This window comes from Micromonospora pattaloongensis (assembly GCF_900107255.1).
In the GTDB taxonomy this organism is placed as follows: Bacteria; Actinomycetota; Actinomycetes; order Mycobacteriales; family Micromonosporaceae; genus Micromonospora_I; species Micromonospora_I pattaloongensis.
In genome coordinates, this window is the sequence record NZ_FNPH01000011.1 from 1 (window position 1) to 21,041 (window position 21,041).

Below are 21,041 nucleotides of genomic sequence, written 5' to 3' on the forward strand. Positions count from 1 at the left end.
AGCCACGAGCCCAGATCGAGATCAAGCAGATGATGCCGGTGTGGGTGCCCGGCCGGCCTCGACGCGCCAAGGATGCTGCCGACATCGCCCGCCTTGCAGCCGCTTTGGATTGCATGGAGTGATCGTGTGCGGCTACCTGGAGCGCTAGCGGATCTCTGAGGAGGGTCGGGGTTCGGGGCGGAACCCCGAGGTCTTCAAGGTTCTGGTTGTCCCCAAGCGTGGCCGGCCGGCCCGGCCGATACCGGCCGGAGGTCGCCAGCAGGCCGAAGCCGGGCCGGCGCGGCCCGCTTGCGGGCCGCCTTGATCTGATGGAGCAATTCGGCAGTCGTCCGAGATGCAGATTTGTGATGTCCCGGCTGATGCTTTACACCTGCGTCCCACCAGATGCTTGACATGATCGACGCTTCGTTGTTCAGCGTCGACCGATCGGCTAACCGGTCCTGCAACCGCTGGCTCGTATGGTTGCGGGCATGATCGGCAAGGTTTCCGATGCCGTGGTGCAGCATCGGCGCGTCGTCTTGATGCTTGGTCTACTGGTGGCGGGCGTGAACTTCGCGGCCGTCGGGTTCGCGCCGGCCTTGGGTCAGCGCCTGTTCTTCCCGCTGCTCTTCCTTATCGTGGCGGTCCTGGTCCTGGCGCTCATCACCATAGGGATCCGTCCGGCCTACTTCGTGGTGCAGCCGCAGATTCCGGCCTTCGCCACACCCGCGCCAGCGTGGAAGGTGTTCCTTGCCCTGGGCTTCCTCGCGCCTGCATCGTCCAGCATCGGCGCAGTGGTGCGTTCGACCAGGGCAGGCATTGTCTCGACGTTCGACGTGGTTGCCAATATCCCCTATTTTGTGCTGATCGCGCTGTTGCTGGTTGAGGCCTGGCGGGGTTACGGGATACAGCTTCATCCCTACGGGATACGGCAGCGTTCGGCTCTCGGCTCACTCACTGTGCCGTGGGAGGCCCTACCGGCCGCTCAGATCCCCCCAGGTGTCGACCGCCCCTCGCGCCTCCGGATGGCGATCGCGAAACCCCAGTTGGTGCGGCAACGCGGTATTCCGTGGAGTCGGAAGGACCTGCGCACCGACAACATCGACGCCGGGTTTCTGACCGCTGCAATCCGGCACTACGTCTGTCACCCGGAACACCGGGTCGCGATCGGCAGCCAGGCCGAGTACCAACGGCTTCTCGCCGACTTGCCCGACCGGGGCGGCCGGAAGGACGCGGGCGACGATTCCTAGGCCAACGTCAAGCACGTCCTGGGACGGATTCGTCTTCTTGTTAGTGCGCGCCGTCGCGGAACCTGAACACCAGTTCGGACCAGCCCGTGGCAGGTATCCCCCCGTCGAGCGCCGCGCTAATTGTTCGTTCCTCGTAGTTGAAATGCGATTCCATGATCGCCGCCAGTCCGTCAAGCTCACGGCCGATGGCTTCCAACGCCGGACCGCGGGATCTGGCGGCGTGGTCAGCGAGTTCGGCTACTCGCGACAGGATCGATGCGATCATCTCGTGGTCCTGGACGAGTTTGGCGACGGTCCCCGCGAGGTCGGGGTGTTCCCGCAGCAGTTCGGCGAACATCCCCGTGTCCTCGCCCTGGTGATGCGATGTCAACGCGGCACAGAACGCCAGGCAATGGGTTACGAGTACGTGGTCGTCCGGTCGGTGCTGACCCAGGTCAGACTTGAGTTGGTTGATCTGGCGACGCAGTTCTTGATGCGCCTGCGCGAGCTCCAGGCTGAGCGCGGCTGCACGGTCGCGGTCATGGGAAGCCACTGATGGCGGCCCTTCGATTCCGCACCTCCATGCCTGACGCAGTCCGCCACCGGCACGCGATGCTGCCACTATCCGATCATCGGCATGGCGGAGCCGCAAGCCCGACCGGCCGCCGCAGGGCAGCCCGCCGACACGCGCCCCGTTCCGCGCCTGATGTCCCGGCTGGCTCCCAACGTGGCTCCCACGATCAGCCCGGCCGATTCGCCGCGTACGCGGAAAAGCCCCCGACCTCGCCGTTGTGGCTGGCCCGGGGCCTTCCCCTGTTGCGCGCCCGAAGGGACTCGAACCCCTAACCTTCTGATCCGTAGCCTCGGCGGTGCTGTCCCAATCGGTCGGACCGGCCCTTGGCCCCTGGCACAGAGCCTGCTGGCGCCCATGCCCGTGCGTCACTGTCTGAGGCCGTTGCTGTCAATCGCTGCTGGCAAGCCGCCCGGCCTTGCCTCGACCTGGTTGCTGACCAGGTTCCCTGGGTAGAAACAGATCTATGGACCCCCGGGACTTGTTCCAAGTGCTGTTGGGCGTCGGCGGTCACGGTAACGTGCCCCTGCTCAAGCCGTCTGTCACTGTCGATCACGTCGGCATTGGCCGGCGGCCTTGGCTGTACGAATGGCTGTATGGCGGCGGGATGCTGGCCACGGCACGGCGGGAGACGGGTGGCGGTCAACAAGCGGGGCAGTAAGCCGATCGTTGTCGACGGGATCGGCTACCGCTGGCTCGTCCGCAGGAAGCCGACGTACAGCCAGGGCTTGACCTGGTCGCCACTGAGCTTTGCCGTTGAGCGGATGGACCCGCCTGACTGCGCCACCCTCATCGTCCGGCTGGCGTCCCCTCATCCGGGCAACTGGATGAACGTTCCGGCCTCTCCGGTGCTGCCTTCGGCGGTCGCCAGCGCCATACGGCAAGCGCTTGACCGTGGCTGGCAGCCGGATCATCCCGGATCGCCGTTCATGCTGAACCTCGGTGATGAGGACCAACTTTCGCAGCCGACGACGGGCTAGACGTCCGCACCGACTGTCAGCTTGGGAATCAAACAAGATGCGCTCGGATCGCCGCTCTTCGTCGGCTCGACGCGCTCCCCGGTGGCCTGGTTGGCCCCCGGTGCCATCACCTTGTGGCCCATGGATGGCCCGTCGCGCCAGTCCTCATGGGCGAAGATGGCTCCGTGCCAGACACCGTCGTGGAGATTCACGTCCCGCTCGTGGCAACTCCGGGGCTCACAGAGGATCAGTACGCGTTCCCATGGACTGAGGACGTCGAAGACTTCCTCGCCGGCCTGGACGAGCAGGGCGACGTCCAGCAGTACGACGATGGCGAAGAGTGCGGAGAGGCTTACGTCTTCTTCATCACCGGCAGCCGCGAAGAGGCCCTGCTTGCGGTTGCCACTCGGGTGGCAACTCTGGACGGGGTGCCCGCCGGCGCCTTCGCAGTGGTCACCGACGACGAGGCGGAAGAGTTCGGGATGGGACGGCGCGTGGACCTTCCCTTGCCCGCGGGGCAGGACGGCTAGCAGTCTGACGGGCGCTGGCGGGGACCTCTGCGTTGCAAAGATCGAGAACGCTGTCGGTCAGCGTCGGCCGTTGCCGCTGACCTGCTCGACTTGTCGGCTACGGTCGTTTGCTACCTGTGCCCGTCCGCTGGCCTGGCTGTACGGATGGCTGTACAGCCACGTAGTGGAACGCCTGGATGATGACCTGATGGCGGACGACAACCGCGCGGTGATCGCGATCGGCAAGCACGGGCTGACGCTGGGCGTTGACCCCGACGGGCACTGGATAGTCTCGGCAAACGACGGCCGGCACTGGAGACCAGCGGAGAACCCCGTCTCGCTGCTACCACTCTTGGAACGGCGTCACGAGGACGTCACAACCCTCGGCATCGACCAGGCCTTCGATCCGCCTCCTTGGGATGACCTTGTCCGTTTCGCCATGTCCAGCTGGTCCGACTACTGGGCGGGCCTCGCGCTCGGCTGGCTTGAGGACGGCTATCCGGCCGCTCCGTTCCGCGACACGTTGCAGTCCCTGAAAAGTGCGCCTCAACGTACCCAGCCCATTCGGCACCGGGCGCTGCGGCTCTGGCGCGAGTTGCCCACGCCCTGAGCGGAACTATGCCCTACGGCATCGCACCGTCAGTTTTGAAGAAGAACGAAGATCACGGCGCCGAGATGCCTGAAACGCCTGCAGCTGGCGGCCGCTCCGGTTGCGACTCGTGCCCCTTGTGCGCCCCGGCTACTGGCCCACGGATCGCCCGCGCCGCGCCTTTCGGGGTAAAAGAACACCATGGGGATACGTCTCGGTAGTGTCGTGACAATTGTGCCGATCTTGAGACCATGACGAAGTTCTGGGCCGCTGCGCTGGATCTCACTCCCGGTCCCGGCAGCGACGATGGCCGCTTCCGGGTATTGCGTGGGCCTCGGGTCAACGTCTCGTTACAGGTCGCGGCCAGCCCGGTCAGCGCCCGCGATCAAATGCACTTCGATCTCTACAGCGACGACCAAGAGGGTGAGGTGCAACGCCTCGTCGGACTCGGTGCCAGTTACGTACGGCACAACGACGATCCGAGGGACGACTACGTCGTGCTTGCCGACCCCGAAGGCAACGAATTCTGCGTGTGCGCCAGAACAACGCTCGATTGAGGTGGCTTCGCCGTAGGCGGGCAGCGCCTGATCCGATGAGCGGATCTCCTCGTCGGGCAGTCGCCAGACCGTCCAGCCTCCCGGGACGGGCAGCGGATGCTCGGGCACGCCTCGGCGTCGATGACGTTGGACGTGTACGCGGGGCTGTTCGGTGACGACCTGGACGCGGTGGCCGACCGACTGGACGAGGCGTTCACAGCACGGGACAAGGATCATCTAGGGACTGGCACGGCCCACGGCAGTGTGATCGACCTGGGGAAAAGGAGAAGCCCAGGCCGGTGACCTGGGCTTTCCTGTGGAGCCGCCTATCGGAATCGAACCGATGACCTACGCATTACGAGATCAAACTGCCCGTCCCGCCGGCCTGGGACGATGAGGGTCTAGCAGCGGAAATGCCTCGCGACATCTCACACCACTCCCCCGCTGTCGGTCGACCTCTTGCGGACTAGATGCGGACTGCAGGTCAGGCGGCACGGAGCGTCAGTTTGGAAGGGCGTGATCCGCCGTCCGTGATGCCCGGAACGCCTGCTCGTGGTGGCCGTCGAGCTGACCGCTCGTGCCCGCTGGTGACCGCTGGACCTCGCGGCTACTCGTGGAAGGCCCATGAGTCAGGAGACAACTCGCCAGCATGACGATCCCACCGGGATCGCGGGAAGCTCAGCCCTCCACCAGCTGGAAGATGATCCAGACGACTTGCAGAGCAACGCCTACGGAGCCGCCGACAAGTCCCAGGAGTGCCAGCACACGGCAGAGAAGATGCGCGTTTGCACGTAACCCGAGCAAGCCGAACACGACACCAGCGGCTCCCGGAAGGGCACCGAAGTCCAGGTACGGGAACAACGGCATCCAGACCACGCCGCCGGCCAGCGCCAAGAGCGACAGGACCATGCGCCTGTGATCGAGAACCATCGCCTTGTGATCGTGCGCCACCGACGGCAGGTCAGCGACCAAGGCGTCCAGTTCACCGTAGGTCTTCGCCACGTAGGCCTGTCCTGACCGGTCCTCGAACTCCACCAGGGTCAATCGCCCCTCGCCGGCAGCGGCACCGAGCCGAACCACGACTGCCTCTCGGTCACGATCACACACCCGCATGTCGTTCATGGGCAGAGGGTAGCGATAGGCCGTGGTCACGTCGATGGAAAGACATCGAATCTACCAAGCTCGGTATGCGGCGAGGGGCGCCTTGCCGTCTCAGTACAGGCGGGCTGGCGGAGCTGTGAGCGGATCTCCTCGTCGGGCAGTCGTAGACCGTCCAGCCTCCCCGGACGGCCCGGCCGATGCCGGCCGGAGGTCGCCAGCAGGCCGGGGCCGGGCCGGCGCGGCCCGCTTTGCGGGCCGCCTTGATCCTAAAGAGGGGAATTCGGCAGTGCGCGGGCCTCAGCGGTTGTCCTCCGTCGGCTGATGTGCGACACACGTCTGCCAACTGACCTGCGGCATGCGCGCGGATCGCGGCTACCTATTGACTGGTGGTACGACCAGAAGAGGACGTTCAACGCAACGACGGCAAACCCCATCGAGGCCAAGGCGGGGACGTGCCGTCAAGACGTCATGGACGAGCTGCTCGGTGCGAGTCGACCCCTGACCAGCGGAATTAACCTACGGGTCAGGGGCCGATCTTCGAGGTCTCGCGCCGACGGGCGGGAATAGTTCGGTCAATCCTTGGTGGCACGCTCGGTCGCGGCGCGGTCGCTCGCCACGATGAGGTCGAGCAGTTCCTTGCCCAGCCCGGCCGGGACCCGGACGCGACCGCCGCCGGTCGAGATTGCCTGCGGACACGTCGCGTCACCCAGCACCACCGTGACTTCGCCGAGGCTGATTCCGACCGGACCGGGCGTCTGCAGTGTGCATTCCTCACCTGCGGGCACGGGGTCGCGCAGCTCGGCGAGGGTTGTCCGGATCTGGTTCAGCGTCTTGGCGTCCGTCGCGACGACCATGCCGTTGGTGGGCGGCACGTTGGTGGTGGCGTTGGCGATGCGGTCGGGCAACACCAGGCCGCCGGAGGCCGGGGCCGCCGGGCCGGCGGGCCAGGTGACGCGCTTGATCAGCTGCTCGCGGCCCTTCTCGTCCCCGGAGATGAAGGCCGTCGTCGCCTGAATCTCGTCGCTGAAAGCGCGGTAGGTCCACATGGACGGGATCATGTACGGGTCAGGCTGCTCGACTTGGAGCAGCTGCCCGTCCTTGACCACCAGCCGGTCCGGGCCGACGGACGGGGCGACGCCCTTCTGCACGACAGCTATCCACGCCTGCCCTTCAGACTTGCACTTGACGAGTGTGCTCCCTGGCGGGCGCGACCTCGGCCGCGTGGGATACCACCGCGCGGCGAGGTAGACGGTGTGCGGCTCGGCGATGCAGGGGTCGAAGGTCGTGACCTCGCTCGTCCGCCAGCCCTCCGGGACGGCGACCGACAGGCCACCCAAGCTCACCGTGGTCCCGGGCTCCCCGGCGGCCTCGGACCGGTCCGGGGCCGCCATTCGGAGGGGCAGGGCCACGACGGCCGCGAGCACGGCCGCGACGGCGACGGAGCCGGCTGTTTTCCAGGCGCGGCGGCGGCGCTGCACGCTGCGCCGCCCGAGGCTGACCAGCCGGGAGGTGGGATCGCTCTCGGTCGGCGTCACGGAGGCGGCTGCGCGTTCGAGTAGTTCTCTGGCGTGGGTGGGATTCACGGCGTCTCCTTGGAAGATTCGACGAACAGGCCGCTGTCGCGCAACGCTGCCAGGGCTCGGGACGTGCGGCTCTTGACCGTTCCCACCGCGACGCCGAGGGTCTGCGCCACCTCGGCCTCGGAGGCGTCGGCCCAGAACCGCAACACGAGCACCACCCGCTGGTCGGCGGGCAGCCGGCGCAGACTGGCGAGCACCTGCACGCTGAGATCCGACTGATCCGCGAAGCCACGACGGGACGCGTCCGGCAGCTCCTCGGTCGGCACCTCGTCGCGCCAGCGCCGGCGCCTGGCCCGCATCGCGGTACGGACCATCACCTGCCGGACGTATGCCTCCGGTCGCCCGTCCGGCATGCCCAACCGATGCCACGACCGATAGGCAGCGATCAGACCCTCCTGGGCGAGGTCCTCGCCCAGCCGGCCGTCACCGGCCAGCAGCGCGCCGAAGCGAACGATCTCGCGGTACCGGCTGGCGACGAAGTCCTCGTAGCCGGCGGGTTCCGCTCTGCGAAGCAAGCCCATACCTAATTAAGGGACCTGGACCTGGCCGATGGTTCCCCGGTCTGGCCGCCAGTCACCACGTGTCGGCAGGTGCCGACGTCAAGGCCATCCAACGAATGCTCGGGCACGCCTCGGCGTCGATGACGTTGGACGTGTACGCGGGGCTGTTCGGTGACGACCTGGACGCGGTGGCCGACCGCCTGGACGAGGCGTTCACGGCGCGTGATGCGGACTATTTGCGGACCGGGACCGGCGACGGCGCGGTGATCGACCTGGGGAAAAGGAGAAGCCCAGGCCGGTGACCTGGGCTTTCCCGTGGAGCCGCCTATCGGAATCGAACCGATGACCTACGCATTACGAGTGCGTCGCTCTGGCCGACTGAGCTAAGGCGGCAACGTCGGTCAAGTGTACACACTCCCTGAACGATGTCGGCAGGCGCTCCGGTGAACTGCGCCACCGGGGGTGATCCGCGTGATCAGGCAGATCCCCGCACGCCACGCCGGCGACACGCCGGACGTACTCCCTGATCACGCGGATCATGGGGGGCGGGATGGGCGGCGGGGAGGGGGACGATCCGCTAGGGTGCCGGGGCGTGTCGTATGAGGAGTCGGGGGCGTCGATGCCTCCCGTTGAGGCCGAACCGTCGCAGCGGCCCCGCCCCCGCAGCCTCGATCCGCAGGAGCTCGGCTTCACGCCGCGCCCGCCGGTCCCCTGGTTGGCGCCGTTGCTGCTGCTCAGCACCGGTCTGCGCACGCTGCTGGCGATGCTGTTCGGGGCGTACCTCGACAAGCGCGAGCTGCAGAACTCGCTGCCGCGGGAGGTGCACCGGCACGACGGCGCGGACGGCGAGCTGTGGCTGGACTACATCGCCGATCTCGGGGACGGCTTCCCGGCGACGTACTCGATGGCGTACCTCATGGTCCAACCGGAGCTCGAGCTCGACGGGCATCGGCTGCCGCGCGGCCACCTGGTGCTGATGGGCGGCGACCAGGTCTATCCGACGGCGAGCAAGGAGGCGTACGAGGACCGCTGCAAGGGGCCGTACCGGGCCGCACAGCCGGAGGCGCCCGCGGACGGCCCGCAGCCGACGCTCTACGCGGTCCCGGGAAACCACGACTGGTACGACGGCCTGACGGCGTTCCTGCGGCTGTTCGCGCGGCGCCGGGACGCCACGATCGGCGGCTGGCGCACCGAGCAGGCGCGCTCCTACTTCGCCGTGGAGCTGCCGTCGCACTGGTGGCTGTTCGGGCTGGACGCGCAGTTCACGACGTATCTCGACGATCCGCAGCTCAGCTACTTCGAGGAGGCGGCGAAGCGGCTGGGGCCGCAGGACCGGGTGATCATCGCGGTGCCGGAGCCGTCGTGGGTCAAGGCCGCGCACGACCCCCGGGCGTACGACTCGCTCGACTACTTCATCCGGACGATCATCGCACCGACGGGGGCGCAGGTGCGGCTGCTGGTCGCCGGGGACCTGCACCACTACGCGCGCTACGCGGGGCCGGACCGACAGTTGATCACGTGTGGCGGCGGGGGCGCGTACCTGTACCCCACCCACAAGCTGCCGCCCCGGATCACCGTGCCACCCCGGGACACCCTGGTCCGGCGGGCCAGCCGCAGCCGCGACTACGAGCTGGCCGGCCGCTATCCGGAGCCGGCCCGGTCGCGGCGCTATTCGTGGGGGATCTTCGGGCGGCTGCCGCTGCGCAACCCCGGCTTCGCCAGTCTGCTCGGCGGGCTGCACACGCTGCTGCTGATTACGATGGCCGGGGTCGCCACGCAGCGGACGGGCGGCACGGAGCAACGGCTGTTCAGCATCCCGCTCGCGGTGGTCCTGCTGGCGACGGTCGCCGCCGCGGTGCTGTTCGCGAAGCCGCCGAGCGCGAGCGGCAAACGTCATTCGCGGCACTGGCTGCTCGGCCTGACGCACGGGCTGGCCCACATCGGGCTCGCCGCCGCGGGCACGTGGCTGTGGCTGCGGCTGGACTTCGTCGACTGGCCGTACCCGCTGCCGATCGTCGCCGCGCTGGTGATCTACGGTCCGGTGATCGGCCTGCTCGCCAGCCAGGTCACGGCGGCCTATCTGCTGCTGGCCGGCGCGTTCGACGTCAACCTCAACGAGCTCTTCGCCGGGCAGGGCATCGACGACGCGAAGATCTTCCTGCGGATGCACATCGCGGCGGACGGCGCGCTGACCGTCTACCCGGTGGCGCTCGACCGGATCGGCCGCAAGTGGCGGGCCAACCCGGACGGGGCGCCGGACGCGCCGTGGATCGAGCCGCTCACGCCGCTGCGGCCGCGGCTCGCGGAGCCCCCCTTCACCCTGCGCTGACGGCGCGCGGCGGGGTCAGTTGTAGCGGTCGTCGTGGGCCTTGCGGGGGCCGCAGACGGACGCCCGGCTGCACGAGCAGCGGGAACCGTCGGCGTCCATCCGCACCACGACCGAGTCGCTCGGCACGTTGTGCCCGACCACCCGCCCGTTCCCCTCCGGGGTGGAGACGCGGGCGCCGACCGCCGGCGCCGACGCCTGGAACTGCTGGTACAGCGGATGCTCGTACTTCAGGCAGCACATCAAGCGCCCGCACGCGCCCGAGATGCGCAGCGGGTTGAGCGGCAGGTCCTGGTCCTTCGCCATCCGGATCGTGACCGGCTCGAAGTCGGTCAGGAACGTCGCGCAGCACAGGTCGCGGCCGCACGAGCCGATCCCGCCCTGCACGCGCGCCGAGTCCCGCGCGGAGAGCTGCCGCAGCTCGACTCGGCAGTGCAGGGTCGCGCCCAGGTCGCGGACCAGCGACCGGAAGTCGACCCGCTGCGGGGCGGTGAAGTAGATCGTCGTCCGTCCGTTGCCGGACGATCCCTGCGACGTCTCCGGCACGTGGTCGACGGCGACGACCTTCATCGGCAGGCCGTGTTCCCGGATCAGCCGCTTGGCGGCGACCTTCGCCTCGGCCTTTCGCTTGCGCAGCGTCTCGTCCCGCCGCAGGTCGGTATCGGTGGCGAGCCCCGCGAGCCGGGGAAAGCCCGAGGTGTCCTCGTCGACCCACTGCGCGGCCCACACGCACTCGGCGACCTCCGCACCCTCGTCCGTCGGCACCAGCACCCGGTCGCCGACCGCGGGCCGCAACTCGCCGGGGTCGAGGTAGTACAGGCGCCCGTACCGGTTGAAGCTGACGGCGCAGAGCATCCCCATGCGGCCACCCTACGACGCAACGGGTCGGCAGCGAACACCACCCGAAAGGATGATATCGCCTACTTGCGGACAGATTGGCCGCCACCTCACCCCGCAACCGCCGCAGGACCGCTTCGTTGTGCCACGTCGTAGACACCGCTCAATGCGGTGCCGGCGGCGTTCTTCCCGAACGCCGTTTCCCCTGGATTTTGGTCCCACCGGAGGATGTCGATGACGGACGTTCAGTCCGCACGTACCGCCCCGTCGCGCAAGGGTCGCCTGCTGGCCGGCCTCAGCACCGCCGGCCTGGTCGGCACGCTGATCACGCCCACCCTGGGCGTCGGCCCGGCCGCGGCGGCCCCCTGTGCCACAACCGCCCCGTACGGCGCGACGGCCACCGCCGACCTCGTGAAGCTCGGCCTGCTCGACCTGCACCCGCTCGGTCTCGACCTCGGCCCGGTGGCCGACGTCCGGATCGCCTCCACGAGCTCCGGCATGAACGGCACCGGCCCGGTCAACAGCCAGGCCGGCGCCCGCCAGATCGACGCCAAGCTGCTCGGCGTCGACGTGCCGCTCGGCCCGCTCTCCCAGGCGCTCTACCAGCAGGCGCCGCCGGCGAACGCCGAGCCCGCGACCGCCACCACCCTGGCCGAGGACCTGGGCGTGCTCCGCCTCGGCGTCGGAAACCTCAAGGCGCACGCCACCTGGATCGACGGGATGGAGTGCGGCGCCGAGACCGGCGACGCCTCCGCCTCGTCGTCGACGATCGTCGACGTCGACGTGCTGCCCGGCTCGGACGACGAGGCGCTCGTCCGGCTCCCCGGCAACCTGACCAGCTCGACCGAGACCGGCCTCACCGTCAGCGGCGGAGCGGTGCGCTCGACCGCCACGGCCAGGATCGGCGTCGCCGACGTCCGGCTCTTCGCCGGATCGGAGTCGGAGGTGACCGTCAAGGTCCTCAAGCCGCCGACGCTGACGGTCGGCACGGCCGGCACCGCGGCCAGCGGCACCGTCGACTACACGAACCCGATCCTGGAGATCTCCGGCCCGAACATCCCCACCCAGCGGATCGAGGCGCCCGGCCAGAACATCGACATCGCGCTGCCGAGCTCGCTCGCCGGCGCCGCCAAGGCGCGCTCCCTGGCGGAGTCCGAGAAGCTGCCGCTGCTCGGCGGCACGCCGCTGGACAGCCTCCTCAAGGGACTCGACATCGACAACATCGCGGGCGCCCGTACCGCGAAGACCACCGACGCGCCGCTGCCGCTGCCGAAGCTCGCGAAGCTGCCGAACGTGCCCGGCATGCCCGTGGTCGGCGACGAGATCGGCGACACCGAGGCCGCCCCGATCGAGGCGACCGCGCTCTCCGTGCTCCGGCTCTCCATCGGCGACCTCGTCCAGGAGATCACCGAGCAGTCCGTGCGCGCTCAGGCCGCGTCGCTGCGGCTGCAGCTGCTCGCCACCGACGGCACGAACAGCGCCAGCGTGGTCGACCTCGGGATCGGTCTGCTCGACGCCACCGCCGTGGCGCCGGCCGGCCAGGGCGGCGGCGTCAGCCCCGACGAGGAGCCGGACCCCTCCGATGACGGTGGGGCCGGCGGTGGCCTGCCGGTGACCGGCGCCAGCGTCGGTGCGTTCGCGGGTGCCGGCGCGCTGCTGGTGGTCGGCGGCGCGGCCCTGCTCTTCTTCACCCGGCGTCGGCGCCTGAGCTGACGCGGATCCCCTAATACTGGGGGGCATCGGGGGTCGGGACGCGTGGTGTGTCCCGGCCCCCGATTCGTGCCGATCGTGCTCGTCCGTACGGCTGAATCGCGGGCCCGGACCGCGACAAACGGCGAGCATCGGCGTTGTCTGATACATCCAAGCCTGCGGGGGGTGCAGGGTAAGGCCACGGCGCCGCGACCGGAGCGTGATCGCTCCAGGTGCGGCGCCGTCGGCATTTCCAGCGCCGGTCAGTACGCCAGCCGCGTCGTCCGGTGCGCTGCCCCCGGCTCCGGCGCGGGGCTCCGGTAGGGCGGCGCGTCCCCGAGAAGCGGCCCCCACCGGCCCAGTAGCGCGTCCGCGCGGTCCACAGTGTCCGCCACCGCGACGAGCACCACGGCGCCGATCTCGGCGGCGGCCCGCGCCGGCCCGGCGCCCGACGGGTCGCCCGTCACGACCTCCACCGCCTGCGCCGACCCGATCACCGCGGCGAGAGCGCGGGCCACATCCGTCCGGCTCTGCGCCGCCCAGCCGGCCAACTCGTCCAGATAGGACCCCGTCGCGGCCAACCGCGTCCCGGCGCCGTCCGCGCCGTCGTCCAGATCCGCCGCCAGCGCCCCACGGTGCGCGTCGAACGCGTCGGCGCCGGGCCCGTCCCAGGGCGGGCGGTCGGCGAGCGTTGCCCGCGCGTGCGCGTACCCGGGCAGCAGGACCCGCAGACCGGACCCGGCGGCGGCCAGCGGTGCCGGCCGGAGCGCGATGATCGCGCCGACCGCGTCCCCGGGGAGCGCCCGGACCCGGCGCAGCAGCGGCCAGATCGGATGCGCGGTCGGCGCCCCCGCGCGGACGAGCAGGTCGTCGACGCGGCCGAGAAGCTCCGTCGCGGGCGGGGCCAGCTGGTCGAGGGCGTCCATCAGGCCTGCCCCGACAACCGCCGCCGCGCCGCCGCGTCCGTTTCGGCGTAGCCGTCGGCCACCGCGCGCAGCCCGGTCGCCGCGTCGGCGAGCCGCGCCGCCAGCACCTCGGCCTCGCGCCCCCGTGCGGTCGCCGCGGTCACCGCGGTCGCATGGAGCGCGCGGCCGACCTCGCCGAGCCGGCCCGGGGCGTTGCACCCGACCGCCGAGGCCGGCGGCGCGAGGTCGACGATGGCGCGGGCGGCGCCCGCCAGGGTCGCCGCGGCGTCGTCGAGCCGGCCGGCGTACTGCCGCAGACTCTCCACTCAGACCTCCGCCAACGACCGGTAGTCGCCGAACGTCTCCGCGTGCAGCTTCTCCCGCGCCCAGCGCGCCGCGTCCGCCGCCGCGGCCACCGCGGCCCGCACGGACCGGGAAAGCTCCACATTGGTACGCCCGTGCAGCGCGCCGAGGATCCGCACGTCGGTGATCGCGCCGGCCGCGGTGACCACGACCTCGACCAGGCCGTCCGGGGAGCGGACCGTCACCTCGACGCCGTGCACCGCCTCGTCGAACTCGGCCCGCAGCGACTCGATGCGGCGGTAGCGCTCCACCGCCTCCTCGATCCAGGCGTCGTCGATCTCCCGCGCCATCCGCAGGCCCCCTACCCGGTGTGCGGCCCTCGTTGCACTACGGCACCGAACCGTACCGGTGATTCGGGTCGGCGGGAACCCCTCTGCATCGATCGGCGCGAATTGGTCCGGCGGCAGTCCCTGACCGCCGGGTTCAGCCGCGCCAGAGGGCGAGCATCATCGACTCGACGGCGATGCGGGGCTTGACGTTGGCCTGGATCGCCTGACGGCAGGCGAGCACCGCCTCCAGCCGGCGCAGCGTCGCCTCCGGGCTCCACTTCTCGGCGGCCGCCGACGCCAGCGCGGCGGTGTCGGTGTGCACCGGTGCGACCGGTGCCCGCATCGACAGGGTCAGCACGTCCCGGTAGAAGCCCGCCAGGTCGACCAGTGCCCGGTCCAGGGCGTCGCGCTGCGCGCGGGTGGCCCGCGACTTCTGCCGGCGCTCCAGGTCCTTGATCTGGCCGGCGGCGCCCCGCATCGCGCTGGCCGCGCCCCGGCCCGTGCCGCCGGCACCCAGCGCGGTCTGCAGCGCCGCGCGCTCGCTGGCGTCGAGCTCGGCGACGGCCGCCTCCGCCTCCGCCTCGGCCGCCTCGATCAGCGCGGACGCGGCGTCGAAGGCGGCCCCGACCCCGGTCAGCCGCCGGGGAACGGCGAGCACGGCGTCGCGCCGCTTGCGCGCCTCGGGGTCGCCGGCCAGCCGCTTCGCCCGCCCGACATGCCCCTGGGCGGCGGCCGCGGCCCAGCCCGCCACGTCGGCCGGCACCCCGTCCCGCGACGTGAGCACGCTCGCCACCGCGTCGGCCGACGGCTGCCGCAGCGCGACCACGCGGCACCGCGAGCGGATCGTCACGGAGATGTCGTCGGGGTGCGTCGACGGGGTGCAGAGCAGGAACACCGTACGCGGCGGCGGCTCCTCGATCGCCTTGAGCAGCGCGTTGCCGGCGCCTTCGGTGAGCCGGTCGGCGTCCTCGATCACCACGACCTGCCACCGGCCGCCGGAGGGGGTGCTGGCGGCGCGCAGCACGAGCGCGCGCATGTCGGCGACCCCGATGGAGAGCCCCTCGGGCACGACGAGCCGGACGTCGGCGTGGGTGCCGGCGAGCGTCGTGTGGCAGCCGGGGCACTCCCCGCAGCCGGTGCCCCGGTGGCACTGCAGCGCGGCGGCGAACGCACGCGCCGCGACGGAGCGGCCGGATCCGGGCGGCCCGGTGAAGATCCAGGCGTGCGTCATGGCGCCGCCGACGGCCGCGTCCCCCGGCGCCCCGACGCCGTCACCGGAGTCGGCCGCGGCCACCAGCGCCGCCGCCGCGCGGGCCGCGCGGCGCAGCGTCTCGACCGCGTCGTCCTGCCCCACCAGTTCCGCGAAGACGTCCGGCATCAGCGCCGCCGCTCCAGTTCGCCATCCACGATCGAAGTCAAGTTCTCATCCGATAACTCACGCTGCGCGGGCGGCTCGGGTCGCTCACCGTCGACCGTCACGTCCGACTCCGCGATCAGCTGCGCCATCCGGTCCGCGATCGCCACCCGCAGCGCCTCGAGGGGCTGGGCGGCGTCGAGCACAAGGTAGCGCTTCGGGTCGCCGGCGGCCAGGTCGAGGAAGGCGTACCGGACGCGCTCGTGGAACGCCACGGACTCGCTCTCCAACCGGTCCGCCGCGCCGCTGCGGGCCATCGCGCGGGTCAGGCCGACCGCCGGATCGACGTCGAGCAGCACGACCAGGTCGGGCTTGAGACCACCGGTCGCCCAGGAGGAGAGCCAGGACACCTCGTCGACCGGGAGCGTACGACCGGCGCCCTGGTACGCCAGGGACGAGTCGACGTAGCGGTCGCTGATCACCACGGCCCCCCGCGCCAACGCCGGCCGGACCACGGTCGCCACGTGGTGCGCGCGGTCGGCCGCGTACAGCAGCGCCTCGGCGCGCGGCGACGGGCCGGAGCCGCCCGCGGAGCCGCCCAGCACGAGGCTGCGGATCCGCGCCCCCACCTCGGTCGCGCCGGGCTCGCGGGTGACCACCACCTCGTACCCCTGCTCGCGCAGCGTCTCGGCGAGCGCCGTGACCTGGGTCGACTTGCCGGCGCCCTCGCCGCCCTCGAAGACCACGAAGACGCCGTCGCGGGTGAACGGCTCGGCCGGCGAGAGCGGGCGGCCCCGCAGCGAGCCCCAGAGATCCGGCAGGACCGGCACGCCGGGCTTGTCGTCCATCTGCCGGAACGCGCTGATCCCGGCGAGAATGCCGCACAGCCCGGCGACGAACAGCAGGATCCGGGTGGAGGAGACGGAGATCCCGAGGTCGGCGATGCGCAGCTCCCGCGAGCCGCCGACACCGACGAGCAGGCTGCTCAGCGAGATGGCGAGCATCAGCACCACCCGGGTGCCGGTCTGCACGACGGCGAAGACCCGCCCGCGCACGTCGTCGGCGATCTCCCGCCCGAGCAGCGTGGTGCCGGCGAGGAACGCCATGCCGGCGCCGGCGCCGACCAGCACCGCGCCGAGGATCGCCATGGACAGGTGGATGGAGGCAGCGAGCACCAGCACGGAGGCTCCGGCGAGCACGATGCTCATGCCGAACCAGCGCCGCCGGGACAACTCGCGAACGATCATCGGACCGAGCCCGATGCCCACGCCCAACCCGATGAAGATCGAGGCGAACAGCAGCGAGAACGCCGCCTGGCCGGCACCGAGGGAGACGGTGAAGAACGGCGCCGTGCCGATGACGATGCCGCCGGCCGCGAAGGCGCCGAAGATGCCCAGAACGAGCCCGCGCACCAGCGCGGTCTTGCCGATGAACCGCCAGCCCTCGACGAACTGCCGCAGCATGCCCTGCTCCGAGCGGTGCTCGTCGGCGGTGCGCCCGCTGATCTCCTTGATCCCGTAGAAGACGACGATCGCGGTGGCGAGGCGGGAGAACGCGTTGAAGTAGAGCGCCAGCTCGGCGGGCTCCGCCCCGCTCAGCCTGCGGACGATCGCGTCGAGCGCGGACTGGACGAGCGCCGCCAGCACCGGGGTCAGCCCGTACGTGGTGATCAGCGTGAGCTGGTTGGCCAGCTCCAGCCGGGCGCGCGGGATGAGGTTGGGGACCGCGGCCTCCTTGGCCGGCAGCCAGATCAGCGTGATCGCCTCGATCAGGAAGACGGCGATCGCCGCCCAACCCGCCGCGACGCCGCCGCGGGCCCCGAAGAGCGCCACCAGCGGAATCGAGGCGAAGAGCACGAAGCGGAGCAGGTCACAGATGACCATCGTGTAGCGCCGGTCGAACCGGTCGGCCAGCACACCGGCGACCGGACCGAGCACGAGCGCGGGGAGGAGCCGGACGGCGATCACGCCACCGAAGACCGCCCCCTTGGCGGCGCTGCTCTCGACCTGGTTGGCGGCGAAGAGCGAGGTGGCGAGCAGCCCGAACCAGTCGCCGAAGGAGGCCACCCCGAGCACGATCCAGAGCCGGCGGAACGGGCGGATGCGCAGGACTGAGCGGAGCGCGGTGAAGCCCGAGAGGTCGGGTTGGCTGGAGGCCGGGCCGGCCTGGCCGTCTCCCGCGCTGGCTTTGGTATCGATGGCCGTACCTCCTCGCCGGCCCATCGCTGGGCTCCCCCGTTGACACTCTAATCGCGCGGTCGACCCGCCCGACCCCGACATTCCCCTGATCCCGCCCGTGCCGGACGGCCGCTCGGTAGGGTGAGCGAGGGTGTTTCGCATCTACCGGCCGGCGGCTAGCGTACTGGCGTGGGCACGGACCGCGACGACGTGCGCGAGCGCCTGGACGGCGCGACCGCGCAGTTCGACCCGCCCTTCGCCGTCGTCGACCTCGGCGCCTTCGACGCCAACACCGCCGCGCTCGCCGCGCTCGCGGCCGGCAAGCCGCTGCGGATAGCCAGCAAATCAGTCCGCTGCCGCGAACTGCTCACCCGGGCGCTGGGCCGACCCGGCTGGCGCGGCGTCATGGCGTACACGCTGCGCGAAGCGCTCTGGCTGGTCCGCGGCGGCGTCGCCCGCGACGTGCTGGTGGCCTACCCCACCGCCGACCGGGCGGCCCTGGCCGAGCTCTGCCGTGATCCCGATCTCGCCGCCGCCGTCACGATCATGGTGGACGGCGCGGCGCAGCTCGACGCGGTCGACGCGGTGGCGGCGCCCGGACGCCGGACGCCGATCCGGGTCTGCCTGGACCTCGACGCGTCGTGGCGGCCGCTCGGCGGGCGGCTCCACCTCGGGGTCCGCCGGTCACCGGTGCACTCCCCCGACGCGGCCGGCCGACTCGCCGCCCAGATCGGCGCGAGGCCGGGCTTCCGGCTGGTCGGACTCATGGCGTACGAGGCGCAGATCGCCGGGCTCGGCGACGCCCCGCCCGGGCGGGCGCTGCGGGCCGCGGCGATCCGGGCGGTGCAGCGGCGGTCGTACCGGGAGCTGCTGCGGCGGCGCGGCGCGGCGGTGGCCGCGGTGCGCGCGCACGCCGACCTCGAGTTCGTCAACGGTGGGGGCACCGGCAGCGTCGCCGCGACCGCTGCCGACGCGGCCGTGACCGAGGTGACCGCCGGCTCCGGGCTGTTCGGTCCGACCCTCTTCGACGGCTACCGTGCCTGGCGACCCGCGCCGGCGGCCGTCTTCGCGCTCCCGGTCGTACGCCGGCCGGCCCCGGGGATCGTGACCGTGCTCGGCGGCGGATGGACCGCCTCCGGGCCGGCCGGGCCCAGCCGCCTGCCGGCACCGTGGCTGCCGGCCGGGCTGCGGCTGACCGGCGCCGAGGGCGCCGGCGAGGTGCAGACGCCGCTGACCGGCGCGGCCGCCGACCGGCTGCAGCCCGGCGACCGGGTGTGGTTCCGGCACGCGAAAGCCGGCGAGCTCTGCGAACACGTCAACGAGCTGCACCTGGTCGACGGCGACCGGGTGGTGGCGACCGTGCCCACCTACCGCGGCGAGGGACACGCCTTCCTGTGACCCGAGGTCAGCCGTCGACGTGGCTGTGCAGGTACTCCCGCACCAGCGTCCGGGCCTCGCGCAGCACCCGCTCGTCGCCGTCGGTGTCGCGCCGGAACGCGAGCTTGATCAGCGAGTCCGCCGCCTCCACCGCGATCTCCAGCGCGAAGCGCAGCTTTACCGGGTCGAGCTCGGTGAACCGCTCCACCAGCACCCGGGTCAGCTGCTCGGCGATCACCGAGTTGTTGTCGCGGGTCTCGTCCAGCAGCCGCAGGTCCACCACGTCGCCGAAGTGCAGCGTGCGGAAGCCCGGCACCGTTCGGTGCATCGAGATGTACTCGTCGATCCCGGCATCCACGGCGTCCGACCAGTGCGCGAACTCTTCCCGCTCGAACCGGCGGGACAGCCGCTGCAGGTACGCCTCCATGTTGCGCAGCGTCACGGCCTGCACGATGGCCCGCTTGTCCGGGAAGAACTGATAGACCGAGCCGATCGCGACCTCGGCACGCTCGGCGAGCAGAGTTGTCGTCAGGCCGTCGTAGCCGACCTCGTCGACCAGATCGGCACACGCGTCCAGCATCCGTTGAACCCGCGCCACGCTGCGCCCCTGCACCGGCACCCGACGCAGTGGGCCGGTGGCGACGGACGATGTCGACACTCGTCCCCACTCCCCTTTCGACAGATCGCATTTTTCGCGATCAATCCCTTTTGCGATCAATCCCTTACGGCGTCACGAGATTCGCGACGTTACTCGGAACAACGAGCGAGGCCACCCAGAGTGTTTACCGAACGCGACGAATCCTGATATGAAGGCGTCTCACTCGAGTCGCGACGCCGGGAGGCGGCATGGGCGGGATCGCGTCGCCGGGCCGAAACGCCGGGACACGCTGGTCGAACTGGGCCGGCAACCAGCGCGCCGCCGCGCGGGAGGCGCTCGCCCCCGGCAGCACCGACGCGGTCGCCGCCGCCGTCCGCGCCGCCCGCGACGGCGGCCGGCGGATCAAACCGGTCGGCAGCGGACACTCGTTCACCGACATCGCCCGCTCCGACGACCAGCGTCTCGAACTGACCCGGCTGGCCGGCCCCGTCGCGGTCGACCGGGCGCGGCGGCGGGTCACCGTACAGGCCGGGATGCCGCTGCACGCCCTCAACGAACTGCTCGCCGCGCACGGGCTCGCGCTGCCCAACCTCGGGGACATCGACGCCCAGACCGTCGCCGGCGCGATCTCCACCGGCACCCACGGCACCGGCGCCGCGTACGGCTGCCTGGCCACCTTCGTCGAGGCGCTGACGCTGGTCACCGGGGCCGGCGACGTGCTGCGCTGCTCCGCCGACTCCCACCCCGAGGTCTTCGCCGCCGCCCGGGTCGGCCTCGGCGCGCTCGGCGTGATCGTCGAGGTGACGCTGCGCTGCGTGGACGCCTTCTGGCTGCGCGCCGACGAGCGCCCCGCCCCGCTGGCCGCGGTCCTCGCCGATCTGCCGGCCACCGTCGAAGCGAACGACCACCTGGAGTTCTACTGGTTTCCGTACACCGACCGCACGCAGGTCAAGGTAAACAACCGCGTGCCCGCGGACGACCGGCCGCTGCCCCGGCTACGCCGCTGGCTCGACGACGAGTTCCTCGCCAACACCGTCTTCGCCGGCGCCTGCCGGATCGGTCGGGCCCTGCCCCGGGCCGTCCCGACAATCAGCGCGGTATCGGCCCGGGCGCTGACCGCCCGCACCTACACCGCCCGCTCGGACAAGGTCTTCTGCACCCCACGCCGCGTCCGCTTCATCGAGATGGAGTACGGGCTGCCGCGCGCGGTTCTGCCCGAGGCGCTGACCGGGCTGCGCCGGATCGTCGAGCGCCTGCCGTGCAAGGTGCTCTTCCCGGTCGAGGTGCGCTTCACCGCCCCGGACGACATCTGGCTGTCGCACGGGTACGGCCGCGAGTCGGCCTACATCGCGATCCACCAGTACGTCGGCGCCCCGTACGAGCCGTACTTCCGCGCGTTCGAACAGGTGGCCGCGGCGCTGGGCGGGCGGCCACACTGGGGCAAGCTGCACTACCGGGACGCCGGGTCGCTGCGGGCCGCGTACCCCCGCTTCGACGACTTCCTGGCGGTGCGCGACCGGCTCGATCCGGCGCGGGTCTTCGCGAACGCCTACACCGAGCGCGTCCTCGGCCCGTGACCGTCCCGATCCACCC

20 protein-coding genes, 1 tRNA gene and 1 pseudogene are annotated in these 21,041 nt (G+C 71.2%); 10 read left to right on the forward strand and 12 right to left on the reverse strand.

Features of this window, described 5'->3' with window-relative positions; genetic code table 11:
* Positions 1-470: 470 nt before the first annotated feature.
* Positions 471-1,229, forward strand: coding sequence for a hypothetical protein (locus tag BLW47_RS21105; RefSeq protein ID WP_139307390.1), 759 nt, complete (start codon positions 471-473; stop codon positions 1,227-1,229).
* Positions 1,230-1,269: 40 nt separating this feature from the next.
* Here the strand turns inward: BLW47_RS21105 and BLW47_RS21110 are convergent, their stop codons facing one another.
* Positions 1,270-1,761, reverse strand: coding sequence for a hemerythrin domain-containing protein (locus BLW47_RS21110; protein ID WP_091560965.1), 492 nt, complete (start codon positions 1,759-1,761; stop codon positions 1,270-1,272).
* Positions 1,762-2,414: 653 nt separating this feature from the next.
* Between BLW47_RS21110 and BLW47_RS21115 the strand changes: the two genes are divergently transcribed.
* The 4 genes and pseudogenes from BLW47_RS21115 to BLW47_RS21130 all read left to right on the forward strand — a co-directional run.
* Entirely contained in the window at positions 2,415-2,759 is a 345-nt protein-coding gene (locus tag BLW47_RS21115) for a hypothetical protein (RefSeq protein WP_091560968.1), read from the forward strand.
* Positions 2,760-2,923: 164 nt separating this feature from the next.
* Positions 2,924-3,268, forward strand: a complete 345-nt coding sequence (locus BLW47_RS21120) for an RNA-binding protein (RefSeq protein WP_091561337.1) — start codon at positions 2,924-2,926, stop codon at positions 3,266-3,268.
* Positions 3,269-3,431: 163 nt separating this feature from the next.
* The gene (locus BLW47_RS21125) at positions 3,432-3,857 is read left to right on the forward strand and encodes a hypothetical protein (RefSeq protein ID WP_139307391.1); all 426 of its coding nucleotides are present in this window, start codon (positions 3,432-3,434) and stop codon (positions 3,855-3,857) included.
* Positions 3,858-4,075: 218 nt separating this feature from the next.
* Positions 4,076-4,393 (forward strand): annotated as a pseudogene (locus BLW47_RS21130) (VOC family protein); the annotation flags it as partial.
* A gap of 657 nt (positions 4,394-5,050) precedes the next feature.
* On the opposite strand, the gene BLW47_RS21140 reads toward BLW47_RS21130, so the two are convergent.
* From BLW47_RS21140 to BLW47_RS21150, 3 genes are all read right to left on the reverse strand, one after another.
* Positions 5,051-5,494 (reverse strand): DUF1707 SHOCT-like domain-containing protein, encoded by a 444-nt coding sequence (locus BLW47_RS21140; protein ID WP_245736873.1) that lies wholly within the window; start codon positions 5,492-5,494, stop codon positions 5,051-5,053.
* Between the two features lie 551 nt (positions 5,495-6,045).
* On the reverse strand, positions 6,046-7,056 hold the full coding sequence (locus BLW47_RS21145) for a hypothetical protein (protein ID WP_139307392.1): 1,011 nt from the start codon (positions 7,054-7,056) through the stop codon (positions 6,046-6,048).
* The gene (locus BLW47_RS21150; RefSeq protein WP_245736874.1) at positions 7,053-7,568 is read right to left on the reverse strand and encodes a SigE family RNA polymerase sigma factor; all 516 of its coding nucleotides are present in this window, start codon (positions 7,566-7,568) and stop codon (positions 7,053-7,055) included. The genes BLW47_RS21145 and BLW47_RS21150 overlap by 4 nt, the downstream gene beginning before the upstream one ends.
* Positions 7,569-7,633: 65 nt before the next feature.
* Between BLW47_RS21150 and BLW47_RS25425 the strand changes: the two genes are divergently transcribed.
* Entirely contained in the window at positions 7,634-7,855 is a 222-nt protein-coding gene (locus BLW47_RS25425) for a hypothetical protein (RefSeq protein WP_217634916.1), read from the forward strand.
* A gap of 14 nt (positions 7,856-7,869) precedes the next feature.
* On the opposite strand, the gene BLW47_RS21160 is transcribed toward BLW47_RS25425, so the two are convergent.
* Positions 7,870-7,946 (reverse strand) — tRNA-Thr (locus BLW47_RS21160).
* 226 nt (positions 7,947-8,172) lie between these two features.
* Between BLW47_RS21160 and BLW47_RS21165 the strand changes: the two genes are divergently transcribed.
* Complete coding sequence (locus tag BLW47_RS21165) at positions 8,173-9,882, forward strand: metallophosphoesterase family protein (RefSeq protein ID WP_175543743.1); 1,710 nt, start codon at positions 8,173-8,175, stop codon at positions 9,880-9,882.
* A gap of 15 nt (positions 9,883-9,897) precedes the next feature.
* Here the strand turns inward: BLW47_RS21165 and BLW47_RS21170 are convergent, their stop codons facing one another.
* Positions 9,898-10,740 carry a PSP1 domain-containing protein gene (locus BLW47_RS21170; RefSeq protein WP_091560986.1) on the reverse strand — a complete coding sequence of 281 codons (843 nt, stop codon included), beginning with the start codon at positions 10,738-10,740 and terminating at the stop codon, positions 9,898-9,900.
* A 210-nt stretch (positions 10,741-10,950) separates the two neighbouring features.
* On the opposite strand from BLW47_RS21170, the gene BLW47_RS21175 reads away from it, so the two are divergent.
* Positions 10,951-12,429: an LPXTG cell wall anchor domain-containing protein gene (locus BLW47_RS21175; RefSeq protein WP_139307393.1), complete on the forward strand. Its 1,479-nt coding sequence runs from the start codon at positions 10,951-10,953 to the stop codon at positions 12,427-12,429.
* A 239-nt stretch (positions 12,430-12,668) separates the two neighbouring features.
* On the opposite strand, the gene BLW47_RS21180 is transcribed toward BLW47_RS21175, so the two are convergent.
* The 5 genes from BLW47_RS21180 to tmk all read right to left on the reverse strand — a co-directional run bounded on the left by BLW47_RS21180 (position 12,669) and on the right by tmk (position 17,371).
* A complete protein-coding gene (locus BLW47_RS21180) occupies positions 12,669-13,331 on the reverse strand; it encodes a hypothetical protein (RefSeq protein ID WP_091560994.1) in 663 nt (220 codons plus the stop codon).
* Positions 13,331-13,636 carry a hypothetical protein gene (locus BLW47_RS21185; protein WP_091560998.1) on the reverse strand — a complete coding sequence of 102 codons (306 nt, stop codon included), beginning with the start codon at positions 13,634-13,636 and terminating at the stop codon, positions 13,331-13,333. The genes BLW47_RS21180 and BLW47_RS21185 overlap by 1 nt, the downstream gene beginning before the upstream one ends.
* Complete coding sequence (locus BLW47_RS21190; protein ID WP_091561001.1) at positions 13,637-13,963, reverse strand: YbaB/EbfC family nucleoid-associated protein; 327 nt, start codon at positions 13,961-13,963, stop codon at positions 13,637-13,639.
* A gap of 133 nt (positions 13,964-14,096) precedes the next feature.
* On the reverse strand, positions 14,097-15,320 hold the full coding sequence (locus BLW47_RS21195; protein WP_091561005.1) for a DNA polymerase III subunit delta': 1,224 nt from the start codon (positions 15,318-15,320) through the stop codon (positions 14,097-14,099).
* A complete protein-coding gene (tmk, locus tag BLW47_RS21200) occupies positions 15,320-17,371 on the reverse strand; it encodes a dTMP kinase (RefSeq protein ID WP_091561341.1) in 2,052 nt (683 codons plus the stop codon). Before tmk ends, BLW47_RS21195 begins: the two co-directional genes overlap by 1 nt.
* A gap of 291 nt (positions 17,372-17,662) precedes the next feature.
* Between tmk and BLW47_RS21205 the strand changes: the two genes are divergently transcribed.
* Positions 17,663-18,871, forward strand: a complete 1,209-nt coding sequence (locus BLW47_RS21205; protein ID WP_091561008.1) for an amino acid deaminase/aldolase — start codon at positions 17,663-17,665, stop codon at positions 18,869-18,871.
* Positions 18,872-18,878: 7 nt separating this feature from the next.
* Here the strand turns inward: BLW47_RS21205 and BLW47_RS21210 are convergent, their stop codons facing one another.
* On the reverse strand, positions 18,879-19,430 hold the full coding sequence (locus tag BLW47_RS21210) for a TetR/AcrR family transcriptional regulator (protein WP_425435430.1): 552 nt from the start codon (positions 19,428-19,430) through the stop codon (positions 18,879-18,881).
* Positions 19,431-19,696: 266 nt separating this feature from the next.
* Between BLW47_RS21210 and BLW47_RS21215 the strand changes: the two genes are divergently transcribed.
* On the forward strand, positions 19,697-21,025 hold the full coding sequence (locus tag BLW47_RS21215; protein ID WP_091561016.1) for a D-arabinono-1,4-lactone oxidase: 1,329 nt from the start codon (positions 19,697-19,699) through the stop codon (positions 21,023-21,025).
* Positions 21,026-21,041: the final 16 nt, after the last annotated feature.